This window comes from Achromobacter sp. MYb9 (assembly GCF_002975275.1).
GTDB lineage: Bacteria > Pseudomonadota > Gammaproteobacteria > Burkholderiales > Burkholderiaceae_B > Achromobacter.
The window spans coordinates 1-24,245 of record NZ_PCOQ01000033.1; the positions used below are offsets into that span (position 1 = coordinate 1).

Annotated in this window: 25 protein-coding genes; 8 read left to right on the forward strand and 17 right to left on the reverse strand. The window is 65.4% G+C overall.

Annotated features, from left to right (window positions below; genetic code table 11):
• Positions 1 to 278: 278 nt before the first annotated feature.
• Entirely contained in the window at positions 279 to 1,028 is a 750-nt protein-coding gene (gene ugpQ, locus CQ050_RS28225) for a glycerophosphodiester phosphodiesterase (RefSeq protein WP_105560142.1), read from the forward strand.
• Between the two features lie 13 nt (positions 1,029 to 1,041).
• Positions 1,042 to 1,932, forward strand: a complete 891-nt coding sequence (locus CQ050_RS28230) for a 23S rRNA (adenine(2030)-N(6))-methyltransferase RlmJ (protein ID WP_105560143.1) — start codon at positions 1,042 to 1,044, stop codon at positions 1,930 to 1,932.
• Between the two features lie 77 nt (positions 1,933 to 2,009).
• Here the strand turns inward: CQ050_RS28230 and CQ050_RS28235 are convergent, their stop codons facing one another.
• The 3 genes from CQ050_RS28235 to CQ050_RS28245 all read right to left on the reverse strand — a co-directional run bounded on the left by CQ050_RS28235 (position 2,010) and on the right by CQ050_RS28245 (position 4,778).
• Positions 2,010 to 3,446: a dihydrolipoyl dehydrogenase gene (locus tag CQ050_RS28235; protein WP_105560144.1), complete on the reverse strand. Its 1,437-nt coding sequence runs from the start codon at positions 3,444 to 3,446 to the stop codon at positions 2,010 to 2,012.
• 232 nt (positions 3,447 to 3,678) lie between these two features.
• Positions 3,679 to 4,407, reverse strand: coding sequence for a glutathione peroxidase (locus tag CQ050_RS28240; protein ID WP_105560145.1), 729 nt, complete (start codon positions 4,405 to 4,407; stop codon positions 3,679 to 3,681).
• 170 nt (positions 4,408 to 4,577) lie between these two features.
• Positions 4,578 to 4,778 (reverse strand): heavy-metal-associated domain-containing protein, encoded by a 201-nt coding sequence (locus CQ050_RS28245; protein WP_105560146.1) that lies wholly within the window; start codon positions 4,776 to 4,778, stop codon positions 4,578 to 4,580.
• A gap of 202 nt (positions 4,779 to 4,980) precedes the next feature.
• On the opposite strand from CQ050_RS28245, the gene cueR reads away from it, so the two are divergent.
• Positions 4,981 to 5,373 (forward strand): Cu(I)-responsive transcriptional regulator, encoded by a 393-nt coding sequence (gene cueR / locus CQ050_RS28250; protein WP_105560147.1) that lies wholly within the window; start codon positions 4,981 to 4,983, stop codon positions 5,371 to 5,373.
• Between the two features lie 60 nt (positions 5,374 to 5,433).
• Here cueR and rlmD read toward each other — a convergent pair whose 3' ends face one another.
• The 5 genes from rlmD to CQ050_RS28275 all read right to left on the reverse strand — a co-directional run bounded on the left by rlmD (position 5,434) and on the right by CQ050_RS28275 (position 11,318).
• Positions 5,434 to 6,987, reverse strand: coding sequence for a 23S rRNA (uracil(1939)-C(5))-methyltransferase RlmD (gene rlmD / locus CQ050_RS28255; protein WP_105560148.1), 1,554 nt, complete (start codon positions 6,985 to 6,987; stop codon positions 5,434 to 5,436).
• A gap of 95 nt (positions 6,988 to 7,082) precedes the next feature.
• Positions 7,083 to 8,264, reverse strand: coding sequence for an MFS transporter (locus CQ050_RS28260; RefSeq protein WP_105560149.1), 1,182 nt, complete (start codon positions 8,262 to 8,264; stop codon positions 7,083 to 7,085).
• Between the two features lie 97 nt (positions 8,265 to 8,361).
• Complete coding sequence (locus CQ050_RS28265; protein ID WP_233214346.1) at positions 8,362 to 9,270, reverse strand: LysR substrate-binding domain-containing protein; 909 nt, start codon at positions 9,268 to 9,270, stop codon at positions 8,362 to 8,364.
• 41 nt (positions 9,271 to 9,311) lie between these two features.
• A complete protein-coding gene (locus CQ050_RS28270; RefSeq protein ID WP_233214348.1) occupies positions 9,312 to 9,659 on the reverse strand; it encodes an Imm51 family immunity protein in 348 nt (115 codons plus the stop codon).
• Between the two features lie 105 nt (positions 9,660 to 9,764).
• A complete protein-coding gene (locus CQ050_RS28275; protein WP_105560151.1) occupies positions 9,765 to 11,318 on the reverse strand; it encodes an MFS transporter in 1,554 nt (517 codons plus the stop codon).
• A gap of 98 nt (positions 11,319 to 11,416) precedes the next feature.
• Here CQ050_RS28275 and CQ050_RS28280 point away from each other — a divergent pair, with 98 nt between their 5' ends.
• Entirely contained in the window at positions 11,417 to 12,295 is an 879-nt protein-coding gene (locus CQ050_RS28280) for a LysR family transcriptional regulator (protein WP_105560152.1), read from the forward strand.
• Between the two features lie 93 nt (positions 12,296 to 12,388).
• Here the strand turns inward: CQ050_RS28280 and CQ050_RS28285 are convergent, their stop codons facing one another.
• The 6 genes from CQ050_RS28285 to surE form a co-directional block, all read right to left on the reverse strand.
• The gene (locus CQ050_RS28285; protein WP_105560153.1) at positions 12,389 to 13,141 is read right to left on the reverse strand and encodes a TorF family putative porin; all 753 of its coding nucleotides are present in this window, start codon (positions 13,139 to 13,141) and stop codon (positions 12,389 to 12,391) included.
• Positions 13,142 to 13,520: 379 nt separating this feature from the next.
• Entirely contained in the window at positions 13,521 to 14,147 is a 627-nt protein-coding gene (locus CQ050_RS28290; RefSeq protein ID WP_105560154.1) for a hypothetical protein, read from the reverse strand.
• Positions 14,148 to 14,313: 166 nt separating this feature from the next.
• The gene (locus CQ050_RS28295) at positions 14,314 to 15,093 is read right to left on the reverse strand and encodes a 3'-5' exonuclease (protein WP_105560155.1); all 780 of its coding nucleotides are present in this window, start codon (positions 15,091 to 15,093) and stop codon (positions 14,314 to 14,316) included.
• Positions 15,090 to 15,950 (reverse strand): peptidoglycan DD-metalloendopeptidase family protein, encoded by an 861-nt coding sequence (locus CQ050_RS28300; RefSeq protein WP_105560156.1) that lies wholly within the window; start codon positions 15,948 to 15,950, stop codon positions 15,090 to 15,092. The genes CQ050_RS28295 and CQ050_RS28300 overlap by 4 nt, the downstream gene beginning before the upstream one ends.
• Positions 15,951 to 15,967: 17 nt before the next feature.
• Entirely contained in the window at positions 15,968 to 16,792 is an 825-nt protein-coding gene (locus CQ050_RS28305) for a protein-L-isoaspartate(D-aspartate) O-methyltransferase (RefSeq protein WP_233214350.1), read from the reverse strand.
• Positions 16,777 to 17,535 (reverse strand): 5'/3'-nucleotidase SurE, encoded by a 759-nt coding sequence (surE, locus tag CQ050_RS28310; protein ID WP_105560157.1) that lies wholly within the window; start codon positions 17,533 to 17,535, stop codon positions 16,777 to 16,779. The genes CQ050_RS28305 and surE overlap by 16 nt, the downstream gene beginning before the upstream one ends.
• 190 nt (positions 17,536 to 17,725) lie before the next feature.
• Between surE and plsY the strand changes: the two genes are divergently transcribed.
• Complete coding sequence (plsY, locus tag CQ050_RS28315; protein ID WP_105560158.1) at positions 17,726 to 18,367, forward strand: glycerol-3-phosphate 1-O-acyltransferase PlsY; 642 nt, start codon at positions 17,726 to 17,728, stop codon at positions 18,365 to 18,367.
• Between the two features lie 41 nt (positions 18,368 to 18,408).
• Here plsY and tsaD read toward each other — a convergent pair whose 3' ends face one another.
• Positions 18,409 to 19,443, reverse strand: coding sequence for a tRNA (adenosine(37)-N6)-threonylcarbamoyltransferase complex transferase subunit TsaD (tsaD, locus tag CQ050_RS28320; protein WP_105560159.1), 1,035 nt, complete (start codon positions 19,441 to 19,443; stop codon positions 18,409 to 18,411).
• Between the two features lie 110 nt (positions 19,444 to 19,553).
• On the opposite strand from tsaD, the gene CQ050_RS28325 reads away from it, so the two are divergent.
• The 3 genes from CQ050_RS28325 (at position 19,554) to CQ050_RS28335 (ending at position 22,754) form a co-directional block, all read left to right on the forward strand.
• Complete coding sequence (locus CQ050_RS28325; RefSeq protein WP_105560160.1) at positions 19,554 to 20,846, forward strand: NCS2 family permease; 1,293 nt, start codon at positions 19,554 to 19,556, stop codon at positions 20,844 to 20,846.
• Positions 20,847 to 21,098: 252 nt separating this feature from the next.
• Positions 21,099 to 22,121 (forward strand): LLM class flavin-dependent oxidoreductase, encoded by a 1,023-nt coding sequence (locus CQ050_RS28330; protein WP_105560161.1) that lies wholly within the window; start codon positions 21,099 to 21,101, stop codon positions 22,119 to 22,121.
• A 258-nt stretch (positions 22,122 to 22,379) separates the two neighbouring features.
• The gene (locus CQ050_RS28335) at positions 22,380 to 22,754 is read left to right on the forward strand and encodes a co-chaperone YbbN (RefSeq protein ID WP_006222300.1); all 375 of its coding nucleotides are present in this window, start codon (positions 22,380 to 22,382) and stop codon (positions 22,752 to 22,754) included.
• 60 nt (positions 22,755 to 22,814) lie between these two features.
• On the opposite strand, the gene CQ050_RS28340 is transcribed toward CQ050_RS28335, so the two are convergent.
• Together CQ050_RS28340 and CQ050_RS28345 are read right to left on the reverse strand one after the other, a co-directional pair.
• Positions 22,815 to 23,402 carry a YigZ family protein gene (locus CQ050_RS28340; RefSeq protein WP_105560196.1) on the reverse strand — a complete coding sequence of 196 codons (588 nt, stop codon included), beginning with the start codon at positions 23,400 to 23,402 and terminating at the stop codon, positions 22,815 to 22,817.
• Between the two features lie 33 nt (positions 23,403 to 23,435).
• A complete protein-coding gene (locus tag CQ050_RS28345; protein WP_105560162.1) occupies positions 23,436 to 24,242 on the reverse strand; it encodes a transporter substrate-binding domain-containing protein in 807 nt (268 codons plus the stop codon).
• Positions 24,243 to 24,245 lie beyond the last annotated feature (3 nt).

The window sequence follows — 24,245 nt, forward strand, 5'->3', positions numbered from 1 at the left end:
AGGGCCCCCACGCTGCGCTCGCTGCGCGAGCTTGCTGCCCCCCGAGGGGGCTGCGCCGCCTTGGGGGCGGCCCGGCGGCGGCGCGGCTGGGCCAGGGCCCCCACGCTGCGCGAGCTTGCTGCCCCCCGAGGGGGCTGCCCCGCCTTGGGGCGGCCCGGCGGCGGCGGCTTTTCTTTGGGGGGCAGGACCGTTCTTCGGGAGGCCCGGGCCGGGCGTCATTGGGGCAAGAAGGAGTATCCTTGCAACCCTGTCCATAAGAAGCACACGCAACACCAACAATGACCGCAAAACTCCCGTCCTGGCCCTATTCCCGTTACATCGCGCACCGCGGTGGCGGCCGTTTGGCGCCGGAGAATACGCTGGCTGCCATGCGCGTGGGCGCCGAGCATGGTTTCACGATGTTCGAATACGACGTGAAGCTGAGCAGCGACAATGTGCTCGTGCTGATGCACGACGACGACGTCGACCGCACCTCCAATGGTCATGGCCCGGCCGCCGCCAAGTCCTACGCGGAACTGGCGCAACTGGACTTTGGCAGTTGGCACTCGGCCGCCTACGCCGGCGAGCCGCTGCCCACCTTTGCCGCCGTGGCGCGTTACACCGTGGCCAACCACATCGCCAGCAACGTCGAAATCAAGCCCTGCCCGGGCCGCGAAGCCGAGACCGGCGCGGCCGTGGCGCTGGCCTGCAAGCAGCTTTGGCAAGGCGCCAGCACGCCCCCGCTGCTGTCCTCGTTCGCCGAAGAAGCACTGCAGGCCGCGCAGGAAGTGGCGCGCGAACTGCCGCGTGCCCTGCTGGTGGAAAAAGTGCCCGCCGATTGGCGCGAACGCCTGGCCAAATATGACTGCGTCGCGCTGAACATCAACCAGAAAGACGCAACCCGCGAACTGATCGACGCCGTGCATGCCGCCGGCTACCGGATCGCGGCCTGGACCGTCAACGACCCCGAACGCGCCCGCTTGCTGCTGGACTGGGGCATCGACGGCATTTTCACTGACGAGCTGGCCGCGATCCGGCCGGCCGCCTGAGGTAGAACGCCCCGTGTTCAGTTACCGCCACGCCTTTCACGCCGGCAATCACGCCGACGTGCTCAAGCACGCCATCCTGGTCCACACCCTGGATTACTTCAACAAAAAGGACGCGCCCTATTGGGTCGTGGACACCCACGCCGGTGCAGGCCTCTACAACCTGGAAGGCGACTGGGCGAACAAGACCTCGGAATTCGTGGACGGTATCGGCCGCCTGTGGGAGGCCAAGGACTTGCCGCCGCTGCTGGCCGACTACGTTGCCCGCGTCCGCGACTACAACACCAACGGCCGTCTGAAGCGCTACCCCGGTTCGCCGTGGCTGGCGCTGGACGTGATGCGTCCGTCGGACCGCCTGCGCCTGTTCGAAATGCACCCGACCGAGATCGACACGCTGGTCGTCAACCTGGAACACCAGGGACGCGCCGCGCAGCGCCAGACCACCATCTACGGCGATGACGGCTTTGAAGGCGTCAAGGCCCTGCTGCCGCCACCGACGCGCCGCGGCATGGTGCTGATCGACCCGTCGTACGAAGACAAGTACGACTACCGCCGCACGCTGATCACCGTGAAGGAATGCGTCAAGCGCTTCGCCACCGGCACCATCGCCGTCTGGTATCCGCTGGTGCAGCGCCGCGAAGCCAGTGAAATGGCTCGCCACTTCGAGAATCTGAAGGTCAAGAGCTGGCTGCACGCCACGTTGACCGTCAAGAAGTCCACCATCGACGGCTATGGCCTGCATGGCAGCGGCATGTTCCTGATCAACCCGCCCTGGACCTTGCATGAAGGCCTGAAGCAGGCCATGCCGTATCTGGCGCGGGAACTGGGCCAGGACGAACGCGCCGGTTTCACGCTGCAATACCGCGAGAATCCCTTCCCGGTTCCGAAGAAGCAATCGGACGACTGACGCGCCCCCGAGGCCGCTGCAGAAAGAAAATGGGCCGCGATATCGCGGCCCATTTCATTGGCGGGAGTCGGCCCGGGTTACGCCGTTTCGCGTTCCGATTCCTCGCTGCGAAGCGCCTCTTGGGCTCGGGCCAGCTTGGCAGCAGCATCCCGCAAGGCCGTCCGCAAGCCTTCCTCGATGACGGGGTGGTAGAACGGCATTTCCAGCATGCGCGCCACCGTCAATTCCTGCTGCACCGCCCACGCCAGCAAGTGGCCGATATGCTCGGCGCTGGGGCCAACCATCTCCGCGCCCAGGAAGCGGCCGGTGGCGATATCGGCGTACACGTGCAGCATGCCCTTGTTCTTGAGCATCACGCGCGACCGCCCCTGGTCGCTGAAATCCACTTCACCGATGACGAAAGTGCCCGGAACCAGGCGCCCATAACCTTGGCCTGCCAGCGCAATCTGCGGGTCCGAGAACACCACCGCAAGCGGCGCGCGGCGCAAGCCCTGGCGCACGTCCGGGAAGCGCGCGGCGTTTTCACCCGCGATGCGGCCTTCGTCGGCGGCCTCGTGCAACAAGGGCGCGTCGGCGTTGGCGTCGCCGGCGATGAAGATGGTCGAATCGCCCGCCTGCATCGTTTCGCGATCAAACAGCGGGACGCCCTGCGGATTCAGTGCCAGCGAGGTGTTCTCAAGACCCAGCCCATCCACATTGGCGCGGCGGCCCGTGGCGACCAGCGCGTAGTCGAAGCGTTCGGTGCGTTCGCTGTTATCCAGCGTGACATAGCGCACTTCCACTTCGTCGCCGACGCGGGTGGTTTCCAGGACGCGCGCGTCCGGGTCCAGGTAAAACTCGCGCTGGAATATCTTGCGGGCGTTCAGCCGCACCTGCGGGTCGCTGATCCCGCCCAGGCTGCCGCTGACGCCGAACACACGCACGTCAACCCCCAGCCGGGCCAGCGCCTGCCCCAGTTCCAGACCGATCACGCCGGGTCCGAACACGGCAACGCGACGCGGCAGGTCGTCCCACGCGAAGACGTCGTCGTTCACCACCAAGCGGTCGCCCAGCGCGCGGAACGGCGGCGGAACCGACGGGCGCGAACCCGTCGCGATGACCACGCGCGCCGCATGGACCTCGGTGTGGTCGTCTATCCGCAGCACGGTATCGGAGACAAAGCGCGCATAGCCGCGCAGCTTGTCTTCGGCCGGAATGTTCTCGACGCCTTCCAAGACGAAGCCGACGAAGCGATCGCGTTCGCGCTTGACGCGGTCCATCACTTCAACGCCGTCCACCGAGATTTCCCCGCTGACGTGCACGCCAAACGCTTCCGTATGGGCCGCGCCGTGGGCGGCTTCGGCAGCGGCGATCAGCAGTTTGGATGGCATGCAGCCCACCCGGGCGCAGGTCGTGCCATAAGGGCCGCCTTCAATCAGCAGCGCGCGCTTGCCGGCTGCTTTGGCAGCGCGATAGGCGGCCAGTCCGGCGGTGCCGGCGCCAATGACGGCGATATCGGTGTGCAGAGTTTTCATGACTGGGTATCCCCCATGTTGCGGGTAGCAAGGTTGCAAAGGCGAGTTCCGCCTTGTTGCGCATCCTCGGGACGAGTTCCGTCCGGCGGCGCCCGCAAGGGGCCCGCGCAAGGAATGCGGTAAGGGTGCGTAAGAAGGGAAGCTCGTGCCGGCGCGGCAGAGCGGTTGCGGGGCAACCGCTCTGCCAGGCCCGCCGGGCGGGGAATCATTCCCCCTGCCCGGCTTGCAGGCTTTAGGCGAAGTGCGCCTTCAGGTCTTCCAGGCCGCCGATCAGCGAACCGTTGATGAACACCTGGGGAGCGGTGCCCTTGCCGGACACGGCGCCGATCACGCGGCCGCGGACCTTGTTTTCCAGCGGGATCTCGATCGGGGCGTAGCCCTTTTCTTCCAGCAGAGCCTTGGCTTCCACGCAGAACGGGCAGCCGGGCTTGGAGAACACGACCACCTGGTCGGGCTTCTTGGCCGTCGGGGCAATGTGCGCCAGCATCGTGTCGGCGTCCGACACTTCAAACGGGTCGCCTTCCTTTTCCGGTTCGATGAACATCTTTTGGACGACGCCATCCTTCACGAGCATCGAATAGCGCCAGCTGCGCTTGCCGAAGCCCAGGTCGCTCTTGTCGACCAACATGCCCATGCCGTCGGTGAATGCGCCGTTGCCGTCGGGCAGCAGCGTGATGTTGGCCGATTCCTGGTCCTTCGCCCATTCGTTCATGACGAAGGTGTCGTTGACCGACACGCAGACGATGCTGTCCACGCCGGCGTTGAAGAACGCGGGAGCCAGTTCGTTGTAGCGCGGCAGGTGGGTCGACGAGCAGGTCGGCGTGAAAGCGCCGGGAAGCGAGAAGACGACAACCGTCTTGTTCTTGAACAGATCGTCGGTCGTGACCTTCTTCCACGTGTTGTCCTCACGGACGGGGAACGTTACGTTCGGAACACGTTGGCCTTCGCGGTTTTGCAGCATTCAATCTCTCCTTGGGTAGCGGGGTTTGTTTAACCACCATGGAAAGAATGATAAATCTTCGCTATCAATTAATCAAATTTAATAAATTAACTTGATCGATAGACTTTAACAATCAACAACTCGCCACAAGAAAGCCGGATCTATCATACCCGGCCTTCCTGCGGACGGCATCAGAGGCGCGTGGGCGCGTAGCCTGCGTCGCGGATGGCGGCTTCGAGCTTGTCCGCCTGGTCGGTGCCCGTGATCGTGAGGCGGTGCGTCGACAGGTCCACCGTCACCGTCGCGCCCGGGGCGGCTTCGCTGACCGCGCCGGTGATGGTCTTCACGCAATGGCCGCAGGTCATGTCGGGCACTTGGAATTCGATGCTCATGGTTTTTCTCCGGAAATTTCAGGGCGATGGGCAAGCTTTTGCACACCATGAACCGCAGCTTAAACATTCCCACTATGGTAAGGTCAAGCGTAGAATATCCCTTGACCTTCCCACAATGGGAAGGTCAACACTGCGATTCCCAATTTGAATCAAGACCCGCACGCGTGTCCGCACCGTGCCAGCCTGTCCCAAGGAACCTGACATGAACATCGGAGAAGCATCGAAAAGCTCTGGCATTTCCGCCAAGATGATCCGCTACTACGAGAGCATCGGTCTGATCGGCCCGGCGGTGCGCACGGACGCGGGCTATCGCGTCTACAACGACCACGACCTGCACACGCTGCGGTTTGTGCGCCGCGCGCGGGACCTCGGGTTTTCAGTGGAACAGATGAACGAGTTGCTGGCGCTGTGGAAGGACCGCAGCCGCGCCAGCGCCGACGTCAAGCGCATTGCGCTGGGGCATGTCGAAGAGTTGGAGCGCAAGGCCGAGGCGTTGCGCGAAATGGCCGGCACGCTTAAGCACCTGGCAAACAACTGCCATGGCGACGGCCGCCCCGACTGCCCGATCCTTGAAGATCTGGGACGCTCGCACTAATAAGGCGCGCGGGCCTGAGGGCCCTGGCGGGCCGGGCGCTGCCCGGCCTGCCGCCCGAAATCAGCCCAGGGCCTGCCCGGCGGTTTGCCCACCTTGTTCGGACACGTCTTCAGACACGCCTTCGGACGCTTGTTGGGCTTCCGCCGCGACGCGGGCATGGTACGCATCGGTCGCCGCCTGTTTGGCCGCGGCCTTCTCTGCCGCGGCAGCAACCTTGGCCGCTTCCGCCGCCACGGCATCCGCCGCGGCCTGGATGGCGCGCAGACGCGCACGTTCCTTTACTTCCAGCACGCCCGCGGCGTCCAGCGATTCAAATACCGCAATCGATTCGACGTGGCCCGTATGCGGGAACATGTTGATGACGCCGGCGCTCTTCAGCACATAGCCGCCTTCATGTACCAGGATGGCCGCATCGCGCGCGAGCGTGGCCGGATTACAGGAAACGTAGACGATGCGCCGCGGCCGTTCCTCGGCAGAGAGTTCCGACAAGGCTTGCGACACCGCGTGCGCCCCTTCGCGCGGCGGGTCGATCAGCATGCGGTCGAAGTAGCCCAGGCTGCGCAGCCAATGCGCGTCCACCTCGAACAGGTTGAGCGTGGCGAAGCTGGTGCGGTCGCCCAAGCCGTGCCGCGAGGCGGCGTCGAACGCGCGATCGGTCAGCGTCTTGCTGCCTTCCACGCCCACCGCTTCGCGCCCTTGCGTGGCCAGCGGCAAGGTGAAGTTACCCAGCCCGCAGAACAGGTCGGCCACGCGATCGGTCGGCTGCACGTCCAGCAGCTTCAGCGCGCGCGAAACCATCGCGCGGTTGATGGCGTGGTTGACCTGGGTGAAATCGGTAGGCCGGTACGGCATGCGCAAACCGAATTCCGGCATGGTGTAGGCCAGCGTGTCGCCGTGTTCGCGCTCCATCGGATGGACGGTTTCGGGGCCCTTGGACTGCAGCCACCATTGCACGTTGTGCTGGGCGGCGAAGGTACGCAGGATGGCAATGTCGCCGTCGGTCAGCGGCAGCAGATGACGCAGCACCAGCGCCGTCACGCCCTCCCCCAGCGACACTTCGATCTGCGGCATGCGGTCGGGCGCCGACATGGACGCGATCATCGCGCGCAGCGGCATCAACAAATCGCTGACGTGGCGCGGCAGCACATGGCATTCACGCATGTCCGCCACATAGCTGCTTTTGCGCTCGTGGAAACCCACCAGCACGCCACCCTTCTTCGGCACGACCCGCACCGACAGGCGCGCGCGGTAGCGGTAGCCCCAGGTCGGGCCTTGCAGCGGCGGCAGGATCAGCGCCGGACGCAGCTTGCCGACATGCCAGAAAGTATCTTCAAGCGAACGCTGCTTGATGGCCACCTGGGTGCTGGGCTCCAGGTGCTGCATGGCACAGCCGCCACAGACGCCAAAATGGGGGCAGCGCGGCGCGACCCGCTGCGACGAAGGACGCATGACCTCGTCCACGCGGGCGATTTCGTAGGACGGCTTGCGGCGCAGCGTAACGGTGGTGACCCGTTCGCCCGGCAGGGCCCCTTCCACGAACACCACTTTCCCGTCGCGACGGGCGATCCCCCTGGCTTCCAGGTCCAGGGACTCGATACTTAAAACGTCTGACATCTCACGCAGTCCAGAATTACACGCAACCCAATATTGTAGAAGGACTCCGGGGTTTCGGGAAAATGGTCTTCGGCGGCGCCCGGCCGACCCACGACTCACGCCGCCAAGCGGTCCGACGCCTTCTCCGATTGCAGCCACAACGCCGCCATGGCGGCCACCGCCGCCGCGGCGCCGGCCAGCGGCAAGGCCGGCAACCCTGCCCAGGCGATCGTCAGGCTGCCCAGGCCGCCGCCCACCGCCGTCCCCAGATTGAACGACGCGATGTTCAGGCCCGCCGCCACCGCCGTGGATTGGGGCACGTGGCGCTGCGCCAGCTTCAGCAGCCGAAGCGTCAGCACCGTCACGATGCAGAAGAACACCAACCCTAACGCGCCCGCCAGCATGACGACCGCCCAACTGGATTGCCGAAACCCGTACAGCCCCAGCAACGTCGCCGTCAGCCCGCCGGCCGCCAGCAGCGCCGCACGGTCCGCGTCCATTTTGTCGACCAGAAAGCCGCCCAGCAAATTGCCCGCGATGGAGAACGCGCCGAACAACAGCATGGCCGCGCTCAGCCGCGTCACGTCCGCCCCGGTCACCTGAAGCAGATACGGCGACACGAAGGTAAAGAAACTGAATGTCGCCACGCTGACCAGCGCGCCTACGCCAGCGGCGATCAGCATCCGGGGGTGGCCGATGGCGCTCAGGCCCGCGCCCATGCCGGCCGGGCCCGCTGCGCGAATGCCAGGCGCTTCCCTGGCCGGCATGCACCACAGCAGCCCCGCCAACCCCGCCAGGGCCAGCACGCCGATGGCCGCGAATACCGCGCGCCAGGACCAGAGACTGCCCAGGAAAGTGCCCAGCGGCACGCCTAACGCAAGCGCCAGCGTCAATCCGATCCACACGACGGCAACGGCCCGTCCGGCCCGCGCCTCGTCCACCAGCCGCGTGGCAGCGTCGGACGCGACCGCCATGAAGGCGCCATGGGCCAACCCCACCACGAACCGCACGGCCAGCAGCGCGGGCAACGTGCCCGCGACGCTCATCAGGGCGCTGCCCGCCGCCAGCACGGCCATGGACCACGCCAAGGTGCGGCGGTCGCGCCAATGGGCGACCAGCGCGGGAATGAGCGGCGCGCCGATGGCGGCGCCCAACGCGTAGGCGGCAATCGCGGTCCCGGCCGCTTCGATCTTGGCGTGCAAGCCGTCGGCCATCGCCGACACCAGACCGGCAACCACGAATTCAGACAAGCCGAATGCGAAGGTGCATACGGAGAAGATATAGACGGAGACGGGCATGGCAGGCTTGGACTCGACAAGAATGGATGCCGAGCTTAGAAGGCCTGCGCAGGCCCGTAAAATATATTATTTATCGCTTAATAAGACGCCAAACATCTTAATTCGTGGCGTCGTCGTCCGCGACGCCGAACGTCTGCAGCACGGCATCGACCAGGCGATCAAGAACAGGCGATGCCCGCTCGGGATTCCAGCCGATCAGCAGGTCCAGGGATTGCAAGGGCGCGGGCGCGTCAGCAGTGAGGGGCCGGAAGACAATATCCCCGCAGCCGGTCTGGGCCAGCGACGCAGGCAGCAGCGCCACGCCGAAACCGGCCGCGACCAACGCCGCCACCGTCTGCAGTTGCCGCGCTTCTTGCACCACGCGGGGCACGAAGCCCGCCGTCTGGCATAGCTGGATCAACTGGTCGTGAAAGCCCTGCCCCAGGCGCCGAGGTGACGCCACGAAAGGTTCGTCTTTCAGCACGGCAAGTGGCACGGCCGCCTGGGCTGCCAGGGCGTGTCCGGCGGGCAGCGCCACTTGTATGGGTTCGCGCAACAAAGTCTTGAACCGCAAGCTGGGCGTGGTGGCCCCGGGCGCGCGCATAAAGCCGATGTCCGCGCGACCGGCTTCCAGGGCCTGCACCTGTTCATGCGTCGTGGCCTCTTGCAAGGTGAACGCGACCGCCGGGTAGGCCGCACGGAAATCGCGCAATGCGCGCAGCAGCAGGGCATAAGGCGCGATGTTGATGAAGGTCAGCGTCAGGTGCCCCGCCATCCCCTGGGCCACTCGGCGCGTGTGCGCCACGCCTTCTTCAAGCGACTCCAGCATGCGCCGCGCGGATTCCAAAAACGCGGCGCCCGCCGGCGTCAATGCCACGCTGCGGTTGGTGCGTTCAAACAGCGTGGCGCCGATCTCGCTTTCCAGCCGGCGGATGGCCTGGCTGAGCGGCGGTTGCGCCATGTGCAGGCGCTCGGCAGCCCGATTGAAATGCAGCGTTTCGGCGACGGCGATAAATTGCCGCAACAAGCGCGTTTCGATCATCGGGACACCACCGCCGCCGCCCGGGTTCAGTCCAGCTCCGCCCGCGAGAACAGATCCTGGATCAGTCTCCAGTCCTCGCACGCGGCCTTGAAGCCGACAATGAAAGTCTTCAGGGCTTCGCTGTCGGAAGAATAGGCGCAGAACGTGTCCGCTTCGGGATCAAAATCAATCTGTTCAGCGAGCTCGGGCTTTTTCTCATTCAGGAAGACCAGCGCCAATGACGTCCAGTCGTAGCCCGAACCCACAAAACCCTCTTGCCTGCGGCGGCGAAAGACCTCTTCCTTGTATTCCCCAACGGTGAGGATGACTGAAAAGCTGCCCTCGTATTCCATCCAGGAAAAAGGCTTTATTGATTCTTCGAAATCGATGGTCACTGCGCTCAAAGCTCCTTGAATAGCCTGCCGCCACGACGGCGACAAGCGTCGACACCGCGCAAATATACCTTTGCGCGACGCCGATGGCGCGACCATTAAAGGCAATTATCGGATTTCACGCAACGTGAGGGACGAATCGGGCGCTTCGCGGGCCTTCCAGGGGGAAAACAACAGCAGGCTGATCGCAGCCAGAATCAACGCGCTGCCGGCGCCGTAAGCCATGACCCATCCGAATCCGGACAACAGCGCGGCTTGCAGGGTGCCGGCCGCCACGTCCGCCTGCGGCAACAGCGCCTGCCGGTCCAGCGCTGCCATGTCGCCGGCGGAGATCTTTTCCGCGAACTGGCGCAGCGCGTCGCCGTCCGCCACGGCCAGCGCTTCTGACAGGTGCGTCGCGACGCCCTCGACCAGCACCACCCCCATCAAGGCGATGCTGAAGGCCAGCGACGTCATTCTTGCGCTCATGTCGGTTCCGGAGGCCATCCCTGCCCGCTCGGACGAGACCGCGGCCGTGATCGTGTTCGCCACCGGCGTGTTCGTCAGCCCAAGGCCGACCCCGGCGATGATGCAGCCTGGCAGGATCCACCAGCCCGGTTGCAAGGAATGGCTCCCCAGCGCCATCAAAAGAAAGCCTGCGCCGATGAGGCTTAAGCCGGCGGGGATCACGAACCCCGGGTGATACCGCAAGGACAATTTCTCGCCGACGGGCGGCATGACGAGCGTGGGCAAGGTGTACGCCAGCAGCGCGACCCCGGTCTGCACGCTGTCGTAGCCCAGACCGCCGTGGAAGTAGATCGGCAGATAGATGATGAAGGGCCAAAAGCTGAGATTCATCCCGACCGAGCCCGCCAGTGCCCCGGAGAAGTTGCGGTTGCGGAACACCGTGAAGTCGATCATCGGATGGCGGTTGGTTTTTTCGGCGACGACGAACCCGATGAAACTGGCCAGCGACAAGCCGATGATGCCCAGCGCCACCGGGCTCCCGAAGCCCAACACCGGGCCTTGCGTGACGAACAGCACCAGACAGAACACCGCGACGGAAAGCGTCAGGATGCCCGCGACGTCCAGCGGCCGCACCTGGGAATCGCGCGATTCCTCCACCGCCGCATAGGTCAGGGCGAACGTGACCACCGCCAATGCGCCGTGAACCAGGAAAACCCATTCCCAGCTCGTCAACGCCAGAATCGCGCCGCCCACGATCGGACCGAAGCCCAGCCCGACGCCGAAGATGATGCCCCACCAGGAAAACGCCGCGCCCCTCTCGCGCCCGTCGCGGAACTGGCTGGACAGGATCGCGACCTGGCAAATCAGCATCATCGCGGCGCTAAGGCCCTGGAGAAAGCGCGCCACGATCAACACCCGGATGTCGCCGGTCAGTCCGCACACCAGCGACGTCACGCCGAAGGCCACGATGCCGATCATGAACAGGCGTTTGCGTCCGTAGCGGTCGGCCAGCGTTCCGGTCGCCATCAGAATGGTCGTCATCGCGATGGTGTAGGCGGCCATCACCCACTGGAGCTGGCGGAAGCTGGCTCCCATGGCCTGCTCGATCGTCGACAGGACCGGCGGCACGCTGGATATTTCCAGGCCCAGCATCAAGGCGGAAAGGCAGATAGCGGCCAGGGCAAGCTTGCCCCGGCGTGAAGATACGGCGGTCATAGGTCAACGTCCAGGCTTACGGTGCACGCATGGTAGAAGGCAACGATCTATTCCGCAATGCTATGCTTGGATATATCAGTAATATCAATTTCGGATAGATGATGAGTAGATCTACGCTGGATGTGGACGCCGTCCAGGCCTTTGTGAGCATCGCGGAATTTCGAAGCTTCACTAAAGCGGCCGACGCGCTGGGTACCACCCAAGGCGCGATTAGCGTCAAGCTCAAGCGCCTTGAAGCACGCTTGGGCCACAAGCTGATCGAGCGCACGCCGCGGCTGGTGCGCCTTTCCGCGCAAGGCGCGATATTCGTCAACGGAGCGCGCGAGTTCCTGGCCGCGCACGACCGCGCACTGGCGTCGTTGGACACCGAACGGCGCCATTTCAGGCTGGGCATCGCCTCCCATATGGCCGGGCCCGAAACCCCGACCTTGCTGGCCCGGCTGCATGAGCGCGATCCGGCGTTGAGCATTGAAGTCCGGCTGGACAATTCGCACGCGTTGCTGGATGCCTTCGACAACGGCGATCTGGAGGCCGTGATCGTCGGCCAGGAGGACGACCGCCGCGACGGCGAAGACCTCGGGCCCGAGCATTTCGGCTGGTTCGCCGCGCCAGGCTTTGAATGGCGCACGGGCGACCCGCTCAGAATGGCGGCCTTGATGCCCTGCTGCCAGGTCCGCAATACGGCGATCCAGGCCCTGGATCGAAGCGATATCGCATGGAAAGAGGTCTTTGTCGGCGGCGGCTACGCCGTGATGGCCGCCGTCTCGGCCGGCTTGGCGATCGGCGCCCTGGCCTGCCGTCTGGCCCCGGCGGACACCATCGAAGTCGGCGAGCGGTTTTCACTGCCCGCCCTGCCGTCGTCCCGCGTCATGCTGCACTCGACGCTGACGGACCCGCGGTCACGCGACGCGTTGCGGACCATCGCAGCCGCCTACCGAGAACACCGCAGCGTCAGGCAAGCCACGCCGCAAGGCTGAAAAAAAGGGGAATTGATGGGGACTGCCCATCAGGCAGTCTCCATCAATCCCCCCAAAAGCCGGCGCGGTTTCAAGGCGCCGCCACGGATTTCGTTAGAACGCGCGCGATACCGAGAAGACCGCACCCAACCGGCCCGACGGGTGGCCGTACTTGGTGGGCAGCCAGTTGTCCTTGGTGGCCCCCACCGCCGCCAGGCCCAGCACCCAGCCCTTCAGGTCCTTGGTCACACCGAGCTTGTAGTCGACGTAATGGCCGATCGAATCGCCGTCCATGTTCGATTGGTTCTTCAGCTTCTGATAGCCCAAGTGCCCCAGCAGCCCCCAACCGTCGCCCAGATCGAAGGTGGCCGTGCCATCCAGATACCAGGTGCCTTTGCTATCCGGCGTGCTGAAGAAGTCGCTGGGCGTGTAAGAGTACTTCAGTGAGTAGTTGCCGTAGGAGGCGCCCAGGTAAAGGTCGGTGTTGTTGTAGTTGCCGCCCTTCGGAGAGCTGGAGCCCGGGTAGTAGTAATGCAGCACGCCGGCGTCCAGCGTGAATCCGCCGCCAACGTCGCCTTTCCAACCGCCGTAGAAGTCCATTTCCAGATTGCCGTCGGTAAAGACGAAGTCGGAAACGTTCGAGTTCCAATTGCCCAGGTAGAAGCCGGAGCTGTGGGTCAGGTCGATACCCACTTGCACCGCCGGACGGAAGTCGGTCTGCGAGTAGCCGCGGAACCGGTAGTCGCTGGCAATGGTGGCGTTACCGCTAAGAGAGAAACCGCCTCCCAGATCGGTCGGTTCGGCCTGGGCAGTCGAGGCGAAACAAGCGGCAAGCGCAAAAGGCAAGGCTAGCAACGTCTTCTTCATGGTGCGGAGTCCTGATCGGATTTAACGAGGAGGAGGATGGCCGCGCGGCGCATCCCTCTGACCGGCTTTGCAGCGGTGGTTACCGGCTCCCTTTCCTCTAAGCAATGTCCATGCCAGGTTTCAGGCGGGTGACAAGTCGCTATCTGCCCGCTGGCCCGCCCACGAGACGCACCACAAGCGTGCAGGCGCCACAAGGCGGCTCGCAGCCCTTGCCTCAAGTTGGGGAATCCGCGCCACACTGGGGCGGCATCGCGGAATGGTCGTCGCGCTTGCGCACGTCGAAAAGAAAAAACCCCGGACCGCGAGGACGCGTCCGGGGTTTGCCTTTCAGGCCGCGGCGCCGTCGGGCGCCGCGTGTTGGCGAGCAGGGTCGGCGGGCTTAGTTGGCCGCCGGCGCCGGCGGCGGAGCGACATCGCCCGCGGCCGGCGACGCAGGCATCGCGCCCCTGCCCTTGCCGCCATGGCGGCCTTCCATCTTGGCGTGACGTTCCTGCATCTTGGCTTCGCGGTCCTTGACCAGCTTGGTCACCTGGCCGCGCTGGGTGTCGTTCAGGCTATCCCAGACAGCCAGCCATTGGTCGCGCACTTGCTGGCCCTGTGCACGGAACTGGTCGCGCGTCTGGTCCGATTGCGCCATCAGGGCGCGCGGATCCAGCTTGCCGCTATCCAACTGAGACTTCAGCAGATCGTGGCGCTTGCCGCCCGACGCGCGCATGGCTTCGTGCAGGCTGCGCTGGCCATCCTGAGCGGTCTTGAACAAGGCTTGCTGCTTGTCGTCCAGCTTCAACTGATCAAGCTGAGCCTTGGAGACCGGGCCGATGCCGGGAATGAACAGGCCGTCGCGCATGCCCTTGTGAAACTCGCCGCGTTCACCATGATGCATGGCTGCCGGACCGCCGTCGGCGGGAGGCGGCGGCGCCGCCATGACGGAACCGGCCACCAGGCCGCCCGTCGCGGCGACAAATGCAAGAGCGGCCAAATTGGAGCGGATAGCGAATCGGGACATGTTGTGTCTCCTGAAAGTGAAGAAAGCGAGGCCATTGTGCGATCAGCCCGGTTTCAACCGCGTTTCGTCCCCGACATCCATGTTTCAGTCGATTGCGCATTCGCCAGACGTGAAGACGGGGCCTGCCAGGCCCCGTGCTTCGTCCATGCCAAACCCGCGCGACGCGTCAGTTCGCGTCCCAGGCCGCCATGTATTCCTTCCAGTGCGCCGCATCGCTGGCGGACAGCGTATCGCGCACCAGCGCGATTTCAGCGTCGTAGGCGGTGCGGTCGAGTTCGCCGCGCAAGAAGCGGAAGCGGCAATACACCAGCCAGGTGTTGACGACGTCGGTCTCGCAATAGGCGCGGACTTCGTCGGCGCGGCCCGTGCTCCAGGCCTCCCAGACCTTGCTGCCGTCCATCCCGAGCTTGCCGGGAAAGCCGCACAGCTTGGCCAGGTCGTCCAGCGGCGCGTTGGCGCGGCCGTTGTACTTGGCCAGCACGTCCATCAAATCGAGGTGGCGCGTGTGGTAGCGGGCGATGTAGTTGTTGAACTTGAAGTCGCGATCTTCTTCGCCCATGTCCCAGTAGCGCGGCGCGGGCACGCCCAGAATCAGGCTGCGGTAATGCAGGACGGGCAGGTCGAAACCCGATCCGTTCCAGCTCACCAGCTTGGGCGTGTAGCGTTCGATGGTCTTGAAGAACCCCGCCAACAAGGCGGCTTCGGGATCATCGGGCTGGCCCAGCGTCTTGACGCGGAACCCCTGATCGTCGCGGAACACGCACCCCACCACTGCGACCTTGTGCAGATGCAGCGGCAGGAAGTCGTGGCCGACGGCTTCACGTCGCGCGGTCAGCGCGCGTTCGACGACTTCCTGGTCTGGAACCTCGGGGCCCCAGCCGTTGAGCTTGCGCAGCCCATCGGCGTCGGGGATGGTTTCAAGGTCGAATACCAGGGTGGGCGTCATTTGGCGGGCAGGTACTGCATCGGGTCGACGGGCGTGCCTTGGCGGCGGATCTCGAAATGCAGGCGCGGCGACGTCGTGTCGGTCTGGCCAAGTTCGGCGATCTTAGCGCCGCGCTTGACGTTCTGCCCGGTCTTCACCAGCAATGCGCGGTTATGCGCATAAGCGGTGATGAAGCCGTTCTGGTGTTCAACGATGATCAGGTTGCCCAGGCCGCGCACGCCGTTACCGCTGTACTTGACCAGGCCGTCCGCCGCAGCGGTGATCGGGTCGCCCAGGGCGCCCGAAATGTCGATGCCCTTGCTGCTGGCGTTGAACGTCTGGACGATCGCGCCATTGGCGGGCCATGCCCAGTTGATGACGGCGGCATCCGCCGCACGGGGCGAAGGCTTGACCTCGACTGGCGCGGGCGCCGGCGTGGCTGACGAGTCCGGCGGCGGCAGCGATGCGACGGGCGCTTCGGGCTGATCCAGCGGCCGCGGCTGCGGCTTGGCGCTGGCGACAGGCGCCGTTTGCGTGCCGCCGCTCGACCCGCCGGACATCTTCAGCACTTGGCCGACCGAGATCTGGTTGGGGTCGCTGAGGTTGTTCCAGCGCTTGACGCTTTCGATATCCACGTTGTTGGCGCGGGCGATCTTGTAGAGCGTGTCGCCCGGCTTCACCACATAGCTGCCACCCGGCTGAGCCGATGGCGCGGGTTGCCCGCCGGTCATGTCGACCACCGGTGCACGAGTTCCTTTCGATGCGCAGCCGGCCAAGATGGCCAGGCTGAGCGCCCCCGCGACGAAGAGCGGGCGGCGCAGGCGCGTCATGGACGCGCCCTTAGTCATATCGGTCAGTTGCAACTGCCCGTTGAGCATACGTTTCTCCTGTTTGCTCAAGATTGTATTCCGGCGCGTAGCGGCACAAAGCGCACGGCCTCTAATTCAGTGCGTTTCCAGCTGGCTGCGCCGGTGCGTTCGATCAGCACCAGGCGCTGGTTCGAGCCCCCTTCGGGAGCGATCAGGCGGCCACCCGGCGCAAGCTGCGTAAGCAGCGCCTGCGGAATAGCCAGGCCAGCGGCAGCCACAACGATAGCATCGAACGGGGCCACGCCGGGCAGGCCCAGGGTGCCATCGCCGTAGATCAGACGAATGCGCGTGGTCAGCCGCAAGGCGCGCAGATGCTCGCGCGCAAGCTCGTAGAGTCCGCGGATGCGTTCGATCGAATGGACCTCGCGCACGAACTGCGCCAGCACCGCCGCCTGGTAGCCGCAACCGGCTCCCACTTCAAGCACGCGGGTCGGCGTGCGGTCTTCGCACACGGCGGCGATCATGCGCGCCACCACCCAAGGCTGCGAGATGGTTTGCGAATGGCCGATGGGCAAAGCGGCATCTTCATAGGCGCGGCTGGCCAGGGCCTCGTCGACGAAGAGATGGCGCGGCACGGCGGACATGGCGTTCAGCACGCGCTCATCGCTGATGCCCTGGCCGCGCAGGCGCTGCACCATCGCCTGGCGCAAGCGTTCGGAGTTTAAGCCCAGATTGCCACCGGCCGCCGGCGTGGGCGCTTGGGCCTGGCGCGGCAACGTGGCGGCGGAAACACGGGTGTTGCTATTGGCGGGCGTGACGCCGGGGCTTAGCCGGCCGGAGTCGTAGCGAACCGGGCCGGGGCGGCCCGGCACCGCCTGGGATACGTCGGGCTGGCTTATGCGTTTGCGCATAGCGGCTCCGCCCACGTGCGGATTTCATCCAGTTGGCTGTGCTGGGTCAGGTCCAGGCGCAGTGGCGTGACCGACACCGTGCCCTGCTCCACCGCGTGGAAATCCGTGCCCGGGGCGGCATCGGCGGCCAGGCCCACCGGACCGATCCAATAGACGGTGTCGCCGTACGGCGTGGTGGTGCGCACCACGGGCTGCGACGGATGGCGCTTGCCCAGGCGCGTGACCTCGAAGCCGTGAAGGTCCTCGAAACGCCGGTTGGGGATGTTGACGTTCAGCAACACGGGCGCTGCCAGGGGCTGGGCCAGATGCCGCTCGACGACGAGACGGGCCGCGCGCGCGGCGGAATCGATGTGCTCCCAGCCTTTTTCGGCCAGCGAGAACGCGATGGACGGGATGCCGAACAGGTAGCCTTCGCTGGCGGCGGCGACCGTGCCCGAATATAGGGTGTCGTCGCCCATGTTGGCGCCGTTGTTGATGCCGGACACGACCAGGTCCGGACGCGTGTCCATCAGCCCCGTCAGCGCCACGTGGACGCAGTCGGAAGGCGTTCCGCTGACGGCAATGAAGCCGTTGGACGCCGTGCGCACCGACAAAGGCCGGTTCAGCGTCAGGGAGTTGGAGGCGCCGCTATGGTTGGTCTCGGGCGCGACGACGGTTAAATCGCCCAAGCCTTGCAGCGCTGCTACCAGCGCTTCGAGCCCAGGGGCCGAGTAACCATCGTCGTTCGAAACCAGAATTCGCATTGTGCATCCGAAAGAAAATAAAACGCGGGTGGACGTGTCGGATTGTACCGTCCGCAGCCACACCCTGTATGTCGGTCTTGCCGACGCGTGTTCAGCGAGGCGTCGGCGCCACGCTCGATAACCCGTAGCCGGAGGCGGCGGCCGGCGCGGTAGAATCCGCGCCATTACGACAACAACGGACTCCCTTTCCATGGCGATTACCGAACCCTCCCTGGTGTTCACCGCTGCGCTCATCCTGCTGGCCTACCTGATCGGCTCCGTGCCGTTCGCGGTCGTCGTCAGCAAGTTGATGGGGCTGCAAGACCCCCGTAGCTACGGGTCCAAGAACCCCGGCGCCACCAATGTGCTGCGCACAGGCAACAAGACGGCGGCCGCGCTGACCTTGCTGGGCGACGCCGCAAAGGGATGGTTCGCGATCTGGCTGGCCGAAAAGCTGGCCCCCGGCATCGCCCCCGCCGGCCTGGCCATGGTGGCCCTGGCCGCCTTCGTCGGGCATCTGTACCCCATTTTCCTGGGGTTCAAGGGCGGCAAGGGCGTGGCGACGGCGCTGGGCGTGCTGGTGGCCATCCAGCCCTGGCTGGCCCTGGCCACCGCGGCCACCTGGCTGATCATCGCAGTCTTCTTCCGCTATTCTTCGCTGGCCTCGCTGGTGGCGGCGTTTTTCGCCCCGGTGTATTACGTGTTCGGCTCGGGACTTGCCTGGCATGCGCAACCGGCCATGGGCGTGGCCCTGGCAGTGATTGGCGTGCTGCTGTTCTATCGCCATCGCGCGAACATCACCCGCTTGATCCAGGGCACGGAAAGCAAGATCGGCGGCGGCAAGAAAAAATAAGACGGATTCACGATGAAACGGGCGGCCGAGGCCGCCCGTTTTCATTGCGCGATGTCCGCCAGGTCCCAACGCGGCTTGACGGTAAAGCTGTGCGCATCGGGGTCCAGCGTCACCAGGCCGGCCTTGACCCGCTCGGCGGCCGCGAAGGCGATCATCGCGCCGTTATCGGTACACAGCTCCAGCGGCGGAAAATATGCCTGCGCGCGCAATGGTTTCAGCGCACTGGCCAGTTTGGCGCGCAGCAGCTGGTTCGCGCCGACGCCGCCCGCCACCACCAGCCGGCGCAGGCCGGTCTGCTTCAGTGCCTTGATGGCCTTGGCCGCTAACACATCGACGATCGCGCCCTGCGTGGCGGCCGCGAGGTCAGCGCGAGCCTGGTCATCCAGCCCCCCTTCTTTCTCGGCCGCCTTGACCCGGGTCAGCACGGCGGTCTTCAAACCGCTGAAACTGAAATCCAGGTCGCCGCTGTGCAACATCGGGCGCGGCAACTCGAAGCGCGACGCGTCGCCGCGCCCCGCCAGCTTGGCCAGGGCCGGACCGCCGGGATAGCCCAACCCCATCAGCTTGGCCGATTTATCGAAGGCCTCGCCTGCGGCGTCGTCCAGCGTTTCGCCCAGCAGCTCGTACCGGCCCACCCCGTCCACGCGCATCAGTTGCGTATGGCCGCCGGATACCAGCAAGGCCACAAACGGAAAATCAGGCCGCGGATCGGCCAACATGGGCGATAGCAGGTGGCCTTCCAGGTGATGAATGCCGATGGCGGGCAAATGCCGCGACCAGGCAAACGACTGCGCCACGCTGGCGCCGACCAGCAACGCGCCTGCCAGCCCCGGGCCCGCGGTGTAGGCGACGGCGCCGATGTCGGACATCTGCAGGCCGGCCTCTTCGAGCACCTGGCGGGTCAAGGGCACGACGCGGCGGATATGGTCCCGCGAGGCGAGTTCCGGCACCACGCCACCATATTCCTGGTGCATGGCGATCTGGGTATGCAGCGCGTGCGCGAGCAGTCCCCGTTCCGTACAGACGGCTGCGACACCGGTTTCGTCGCAGGAGCTTTCAAAGCCGAGAATAATCATGGCGGCAGAGTTTACAACTGATGCGAAAATACGCCTGTTTATGAAAACGCGGGGCCACCCGGCACCCGCCCACAACAACCTACAAGCCTGCAAACACACTGGGGACTCGAATGCTGGAGAAGCTATTCAAGCTGCGTGAACACGGGACCACCGCGCGTACCGAGATCGTGGCCGGTCTGACGACCTTCCTGACGATGTCATACATCATCTTCGTCAACCCGGACATCCTGTCGTCCACCGGCATGGACCGCGATGCCGTGTTCGTCGCGACGTGCCTGGCGGCTGCGCTAGGGTCGCTGGTGATGGCCTTGGTCGCCAACTGGCCGATCGGGATGGCGCCGGGCATGGGCCTGAATGCTTTCTTCGCCTTCACCGTCGTCAAGACCATGGGCTACACCTGGGAGCAGGCGCTGGGCGCCGTGTTCATCTCGGGCGTGATCTTCCTGATCCTGACGATCTCGGGCATCCGGGTCTGGCTGGTGAAGGGCATTCCGCATTCGCTGCGCAGCGCCATCGCGGCGGGCATCGGGTTGTTCCTGGCCATTATCGCGCTATCCAGCGCCGGCATCGTCGTCGCCCACCCGGCCACCAAGGTCTCTCTGGGCAACCTGACGACCCACGGCCCGCTGTTCGCGATCCTGGGCTTCTTCATCATTGCCTCGCTGGATGCGCTGCGGGTGCGCGGCGCGATCCTGATCGGCATCATCGTCGTCACGGTGCTGTCGATGGCCCTGGGCTATAACGAGTTCAAGGGCATTTTTTCGGCCCCGCCGAGCCTGGCTCCCACGTTCCTCAAGCTGGACATCCTGGGCGCGCTGCATAGCGGTTTCGTGCACGTGATCCTGGTGTTCGTGCTGGTCGAGGTGTTTGACGCCACGGGCACGCTGGTGGGCGTGGCCAAACGCGCCGGCCTGGTGCCGGAAGGCCGCCCCAACCGCCTGGGCCGCGCGCTGTTCGCCGACAGCACCGCCATCGTCGCCGGCTCCGCGCTGGGTACCAGCAGCACCACCGCCTTCGTCGAAAGCGCGTCCGGCGTGCAGGCTGGCGGCCGCACCGGCATGACCGCGCTGGTCGTCGCGCTGCTGTTCCTGGCCGCGTTGTTCATTTCGCCGCTGGCCGGCGCCGTGCCCGCCTACGCCACCGCGCCCGCCCTGCTCTACGTGGCCGGCCTGATGATGCGTGAGCTGATCGACATCGACTGGAACGAAGTCACCGAGGCCACGCCGGCCGCCCTGACCGCCCTGGTCATGCCGTTCACGTATTCGATCGCCAACGGCATCGCCTTCGGCTTCATCAGCTATGTGGTGCTGAAGACGGCCACCGGCAAGGTCCGCGACGTGCATCCGGCCACCTGGCTGGTGGCGGTGCTGTTCGTGATCCGCTACGCCTTCTTCCCTGAATAAGCCGTTCCGGCGTTGCCAGCCCGAAAAGCCGCCCGGCGCCTTGCCGTGGCGGCTTTTTGTTGGCGTGGGCCCTCTCAATGGCGGCGATAGCTCCTGCCAATACAACCCGCCCGGCCATAAGGTTGCTGCCGTGGCCGGTTGAATTCGCCGATACACTCCCCATGTATCACGGTATATGGAGTTCACCTTGCGCCTGACCTGCTTTGACGCCGCGTTGCCGGCCTGTTCCACCCTCTGTACGGAGATGTCCGCATGAGCACGCTTGCGCGCATTCCGTTTTCGGTCCTGGACCTGGCCCCTATTGTGCAGGGCCGAGACGCGGCCGATGCATTCCGCAACACGGTGGCCGTCGCCCAACACGTCGAGCGCCTGGGCTACAAGCGCTTCTGGCTGGCCGAACACCACAACATCAATGGCGTGGCTTCCAGCGCCACCGCCGTGCTGATCGGCCACGTGGCGGGCCACACCAGCACGTTGCGCGTGGGTTCCGGCGGCATCATGCTGCCCAACCATGCGCCGCTGATCATCGCCGAACAGTTCGGCACACTGGAAACCCTGTACCCCGGCCGTATCGACCTGGGCCTGGGACGCGCGCCCGGCAGCGATGGTGCAACGCAACATGCGCTACGGCGCGGGCCCCGCAGCGGCCTGGAGTTTCCGGCGCTGGTGGAAGAATTGCGCGGCTTCCTGGCCGCCTCGCGCCCCAATCAACCGGTGCGCGCCATCCCCGGCGAAGGCCTGGATATTCCGATCTGGCTGTTGGGCTCAAGCGATTTCAGCGCCCGCCTGGCCGCCGAATTGGGCCTGCCGTTCTCGTTCGCGGGCCATTTTTCGCCCGAAGGCATGGCTGCGATGCGCCTGTACCGGCATCTGTTCAAGCCGTCGGCGACGCTGTCGCGGCCCTACGCCATGATCGGCGTGCCGGTGGTGGCGGCCGAATCCGACGAGGCCGCACAGCGCCAGGCCACGACCCAGCAGCTGAAATTCCTGTCGCTGGTGCGCGGCCACCGCCTGCAGTTGCAGCCGCCGGTGGACAGCATGGACGGGCTATGGAACGAATGGGAGCGTGAAGCGGTCAATCAAAGACTGGGCGCTGCCATCGTGGGTGGCCCCGACACCGTGAAGCGCCGGCTGGAAGCGCTGGTGGCCGAAACCGAGGCCGACGAAGTCATGATCGTGTCCGACTTCTTCGACATCACCGACCGCCTGCGCTCTTTCGAAATTGTCGCGTCGTTGAAGAACGATGCCGGCGTCTCGACAAAAACTGCGGCCTGACGGCCACTGACTGCGCTCTCCGTAGCGCCAACCATTGCGACGCCGCCATCGGCGGCTCTACTATTGCTTTAGAGCGCATGGCACCCGAAGCGTCGCCGAATCAGCCCCGGGGCAGGCATACCCCGGGTCTCTGACACCGCCTTTTTTTGCCGCCTGGCCGCCCCAAGGCAAAAAAGCCCGCCTTGGGGGCAGCAAGCATGCAAAGCGTGCCCGGCGGGGAGGCCTTTTTTACGCCGCGTTCCGCGGCAAGGATCCAAAATGAGTATTGTTGAACTCACCAAAGACAGCTTCCAGGACGCCATCACCCCCGACGGCACCCTGATCGTCGACTTCTGGGCTCCCTGGTGCGGCCCCTGCCGTGGTTTTGCTCCCGTCTTCGAGCAAGCCGCGACGGAGCACACCGACGTCACGTTCGCCAAGGTGAACACCGACGTAGAGCAGGAATTGGCCGGCGCCCTGGGCATCCGTTCGATCCCCACGCTGATGGTCTTCCGTGAGAAGGTTCTGCTGTTCTCGCAACCCGGCGCGTTGTCGGGTGGCCAGCTGAACGAATTGCTTGCCAAGATCAAGGAAGTGGACATGGAAAAGGTCCACCAGGAAATCGCGGCGGCGCAAGACAGCCAGAACGCGTAACCATGCAAAGGGGCCCGATCAAGGGCCCCTTTCTCGTTCTGGCACGCCATCACGGCCGGGTCACGACACCACTTCCCAGGCCGAGCGCCCCCGTGTGATGTTGGCCACGGTGACCTCGAGGTCGCCCGCTACGGTCCGAGGCACCGCGAAGCACAGCGTCACGCCGTCTTCGTTGAAATCTTCTTGTTGGATGATCGCGCCGGCTTGCGCCAGCCGCGATTTCAGCAGCGCCAGTTCGGCAAAGCCGCACGTGCAGGTGACGGTGGCCAGGTCCACGATTTCGGTCCGTTCGCCCAGGCGCAGGCAATTCGCCGCGCATCCGCCGTATGCCCGCACCAGTCCGCCCGCCCCCAGCTTGATGCCGCCGTACCAGCGCACCACCAGGACGGCCACGCGGTCCATGTCCTGCCCTTCGATCGCCTGAAGGATGGGACGCCCCGCCGTGCCGCCGGGTTCGCCATCGTCATTGAAGCGGTATTCCTGTCCGATGCGGTAGGCCCAGCAGTTATGGGTGGCCTCGACGTCGCTGTGTTCAGCGAAAAAGCGCATCGCCTCGTCCACCGACGAGACGGGCGCGGCGTAGGCGGCAAAGCGGCTTTTCTTGATGTCTTCCTGATACGAGCAGGGAGCGGTCAACGTGTGCGTCATGCCCGGCATTGTAAGTGCTGGGGCGACGCCGTTCTAACCGTGGCAGTCCGCCACTTCCTGGTCCAGGTAAACGTCGAACGCGACGTCACGCGCCCATTTCGCCGCCATCGCCTTCCATGCGCCGGCGCGGTCCCAGGCGCGCATTTCTTCCGCCAGCAAGGCACGCCCGGCGGAGTCGCTGGCGGGCAGCAGCCATACGCGTTGGCGCCGGACGCCATCCGCGGCCAGCGTGGACGAGAACTTCTTCCACTCCGGGAACCGCACCAGGGGTTCCCAGACCGTGTCGTCCACCAGGCCGATATCGCAACTGCCTTCGCGTACCGCTACCAGCGCATCGGACGGCACCCGGTACGTGCGCACCACCGCGCCCCAGCTTTCGGCCAAGCCCCGGGCTTCGGCTGCGGCTTCGGCCATGCAGACGGTACGCCCCCGCACGTCGGCAGGCTTGCGCCAGGACGTGTCGCTGCGGATCAGCGCCTTGGGGCGCCCGCCATAGCCGGTGGCCTGCACCGCCACGGTTTGCGGCTGATCGTCCGCGGCGTCGGCCAGCACCACGTCCACCTGGCCGGCGGCCAGCGCCGCGGCGGCCTGCCCGGCCGGCACCTGCAGCAAGCGCACCGGCAGGCCCACGCGCTGGCCCAGCTTGTCGGCCATCTGCGCGTCCAGGCCGTGCGGCGTGCGGATCTTGGCGCCAGCTGCGGGCGGCGGCGCCAGATACGGTACGCCCACCCGCAATTCGCCGCGCGCATGGGCCGCGGCGAACCCGCTGTCTTGTGCCTGGGCCAAGCCCGCGAACAGCAGGCAGGCAGTCAGGGCGGCAAGGCGAATCCGGCGAATCATGCT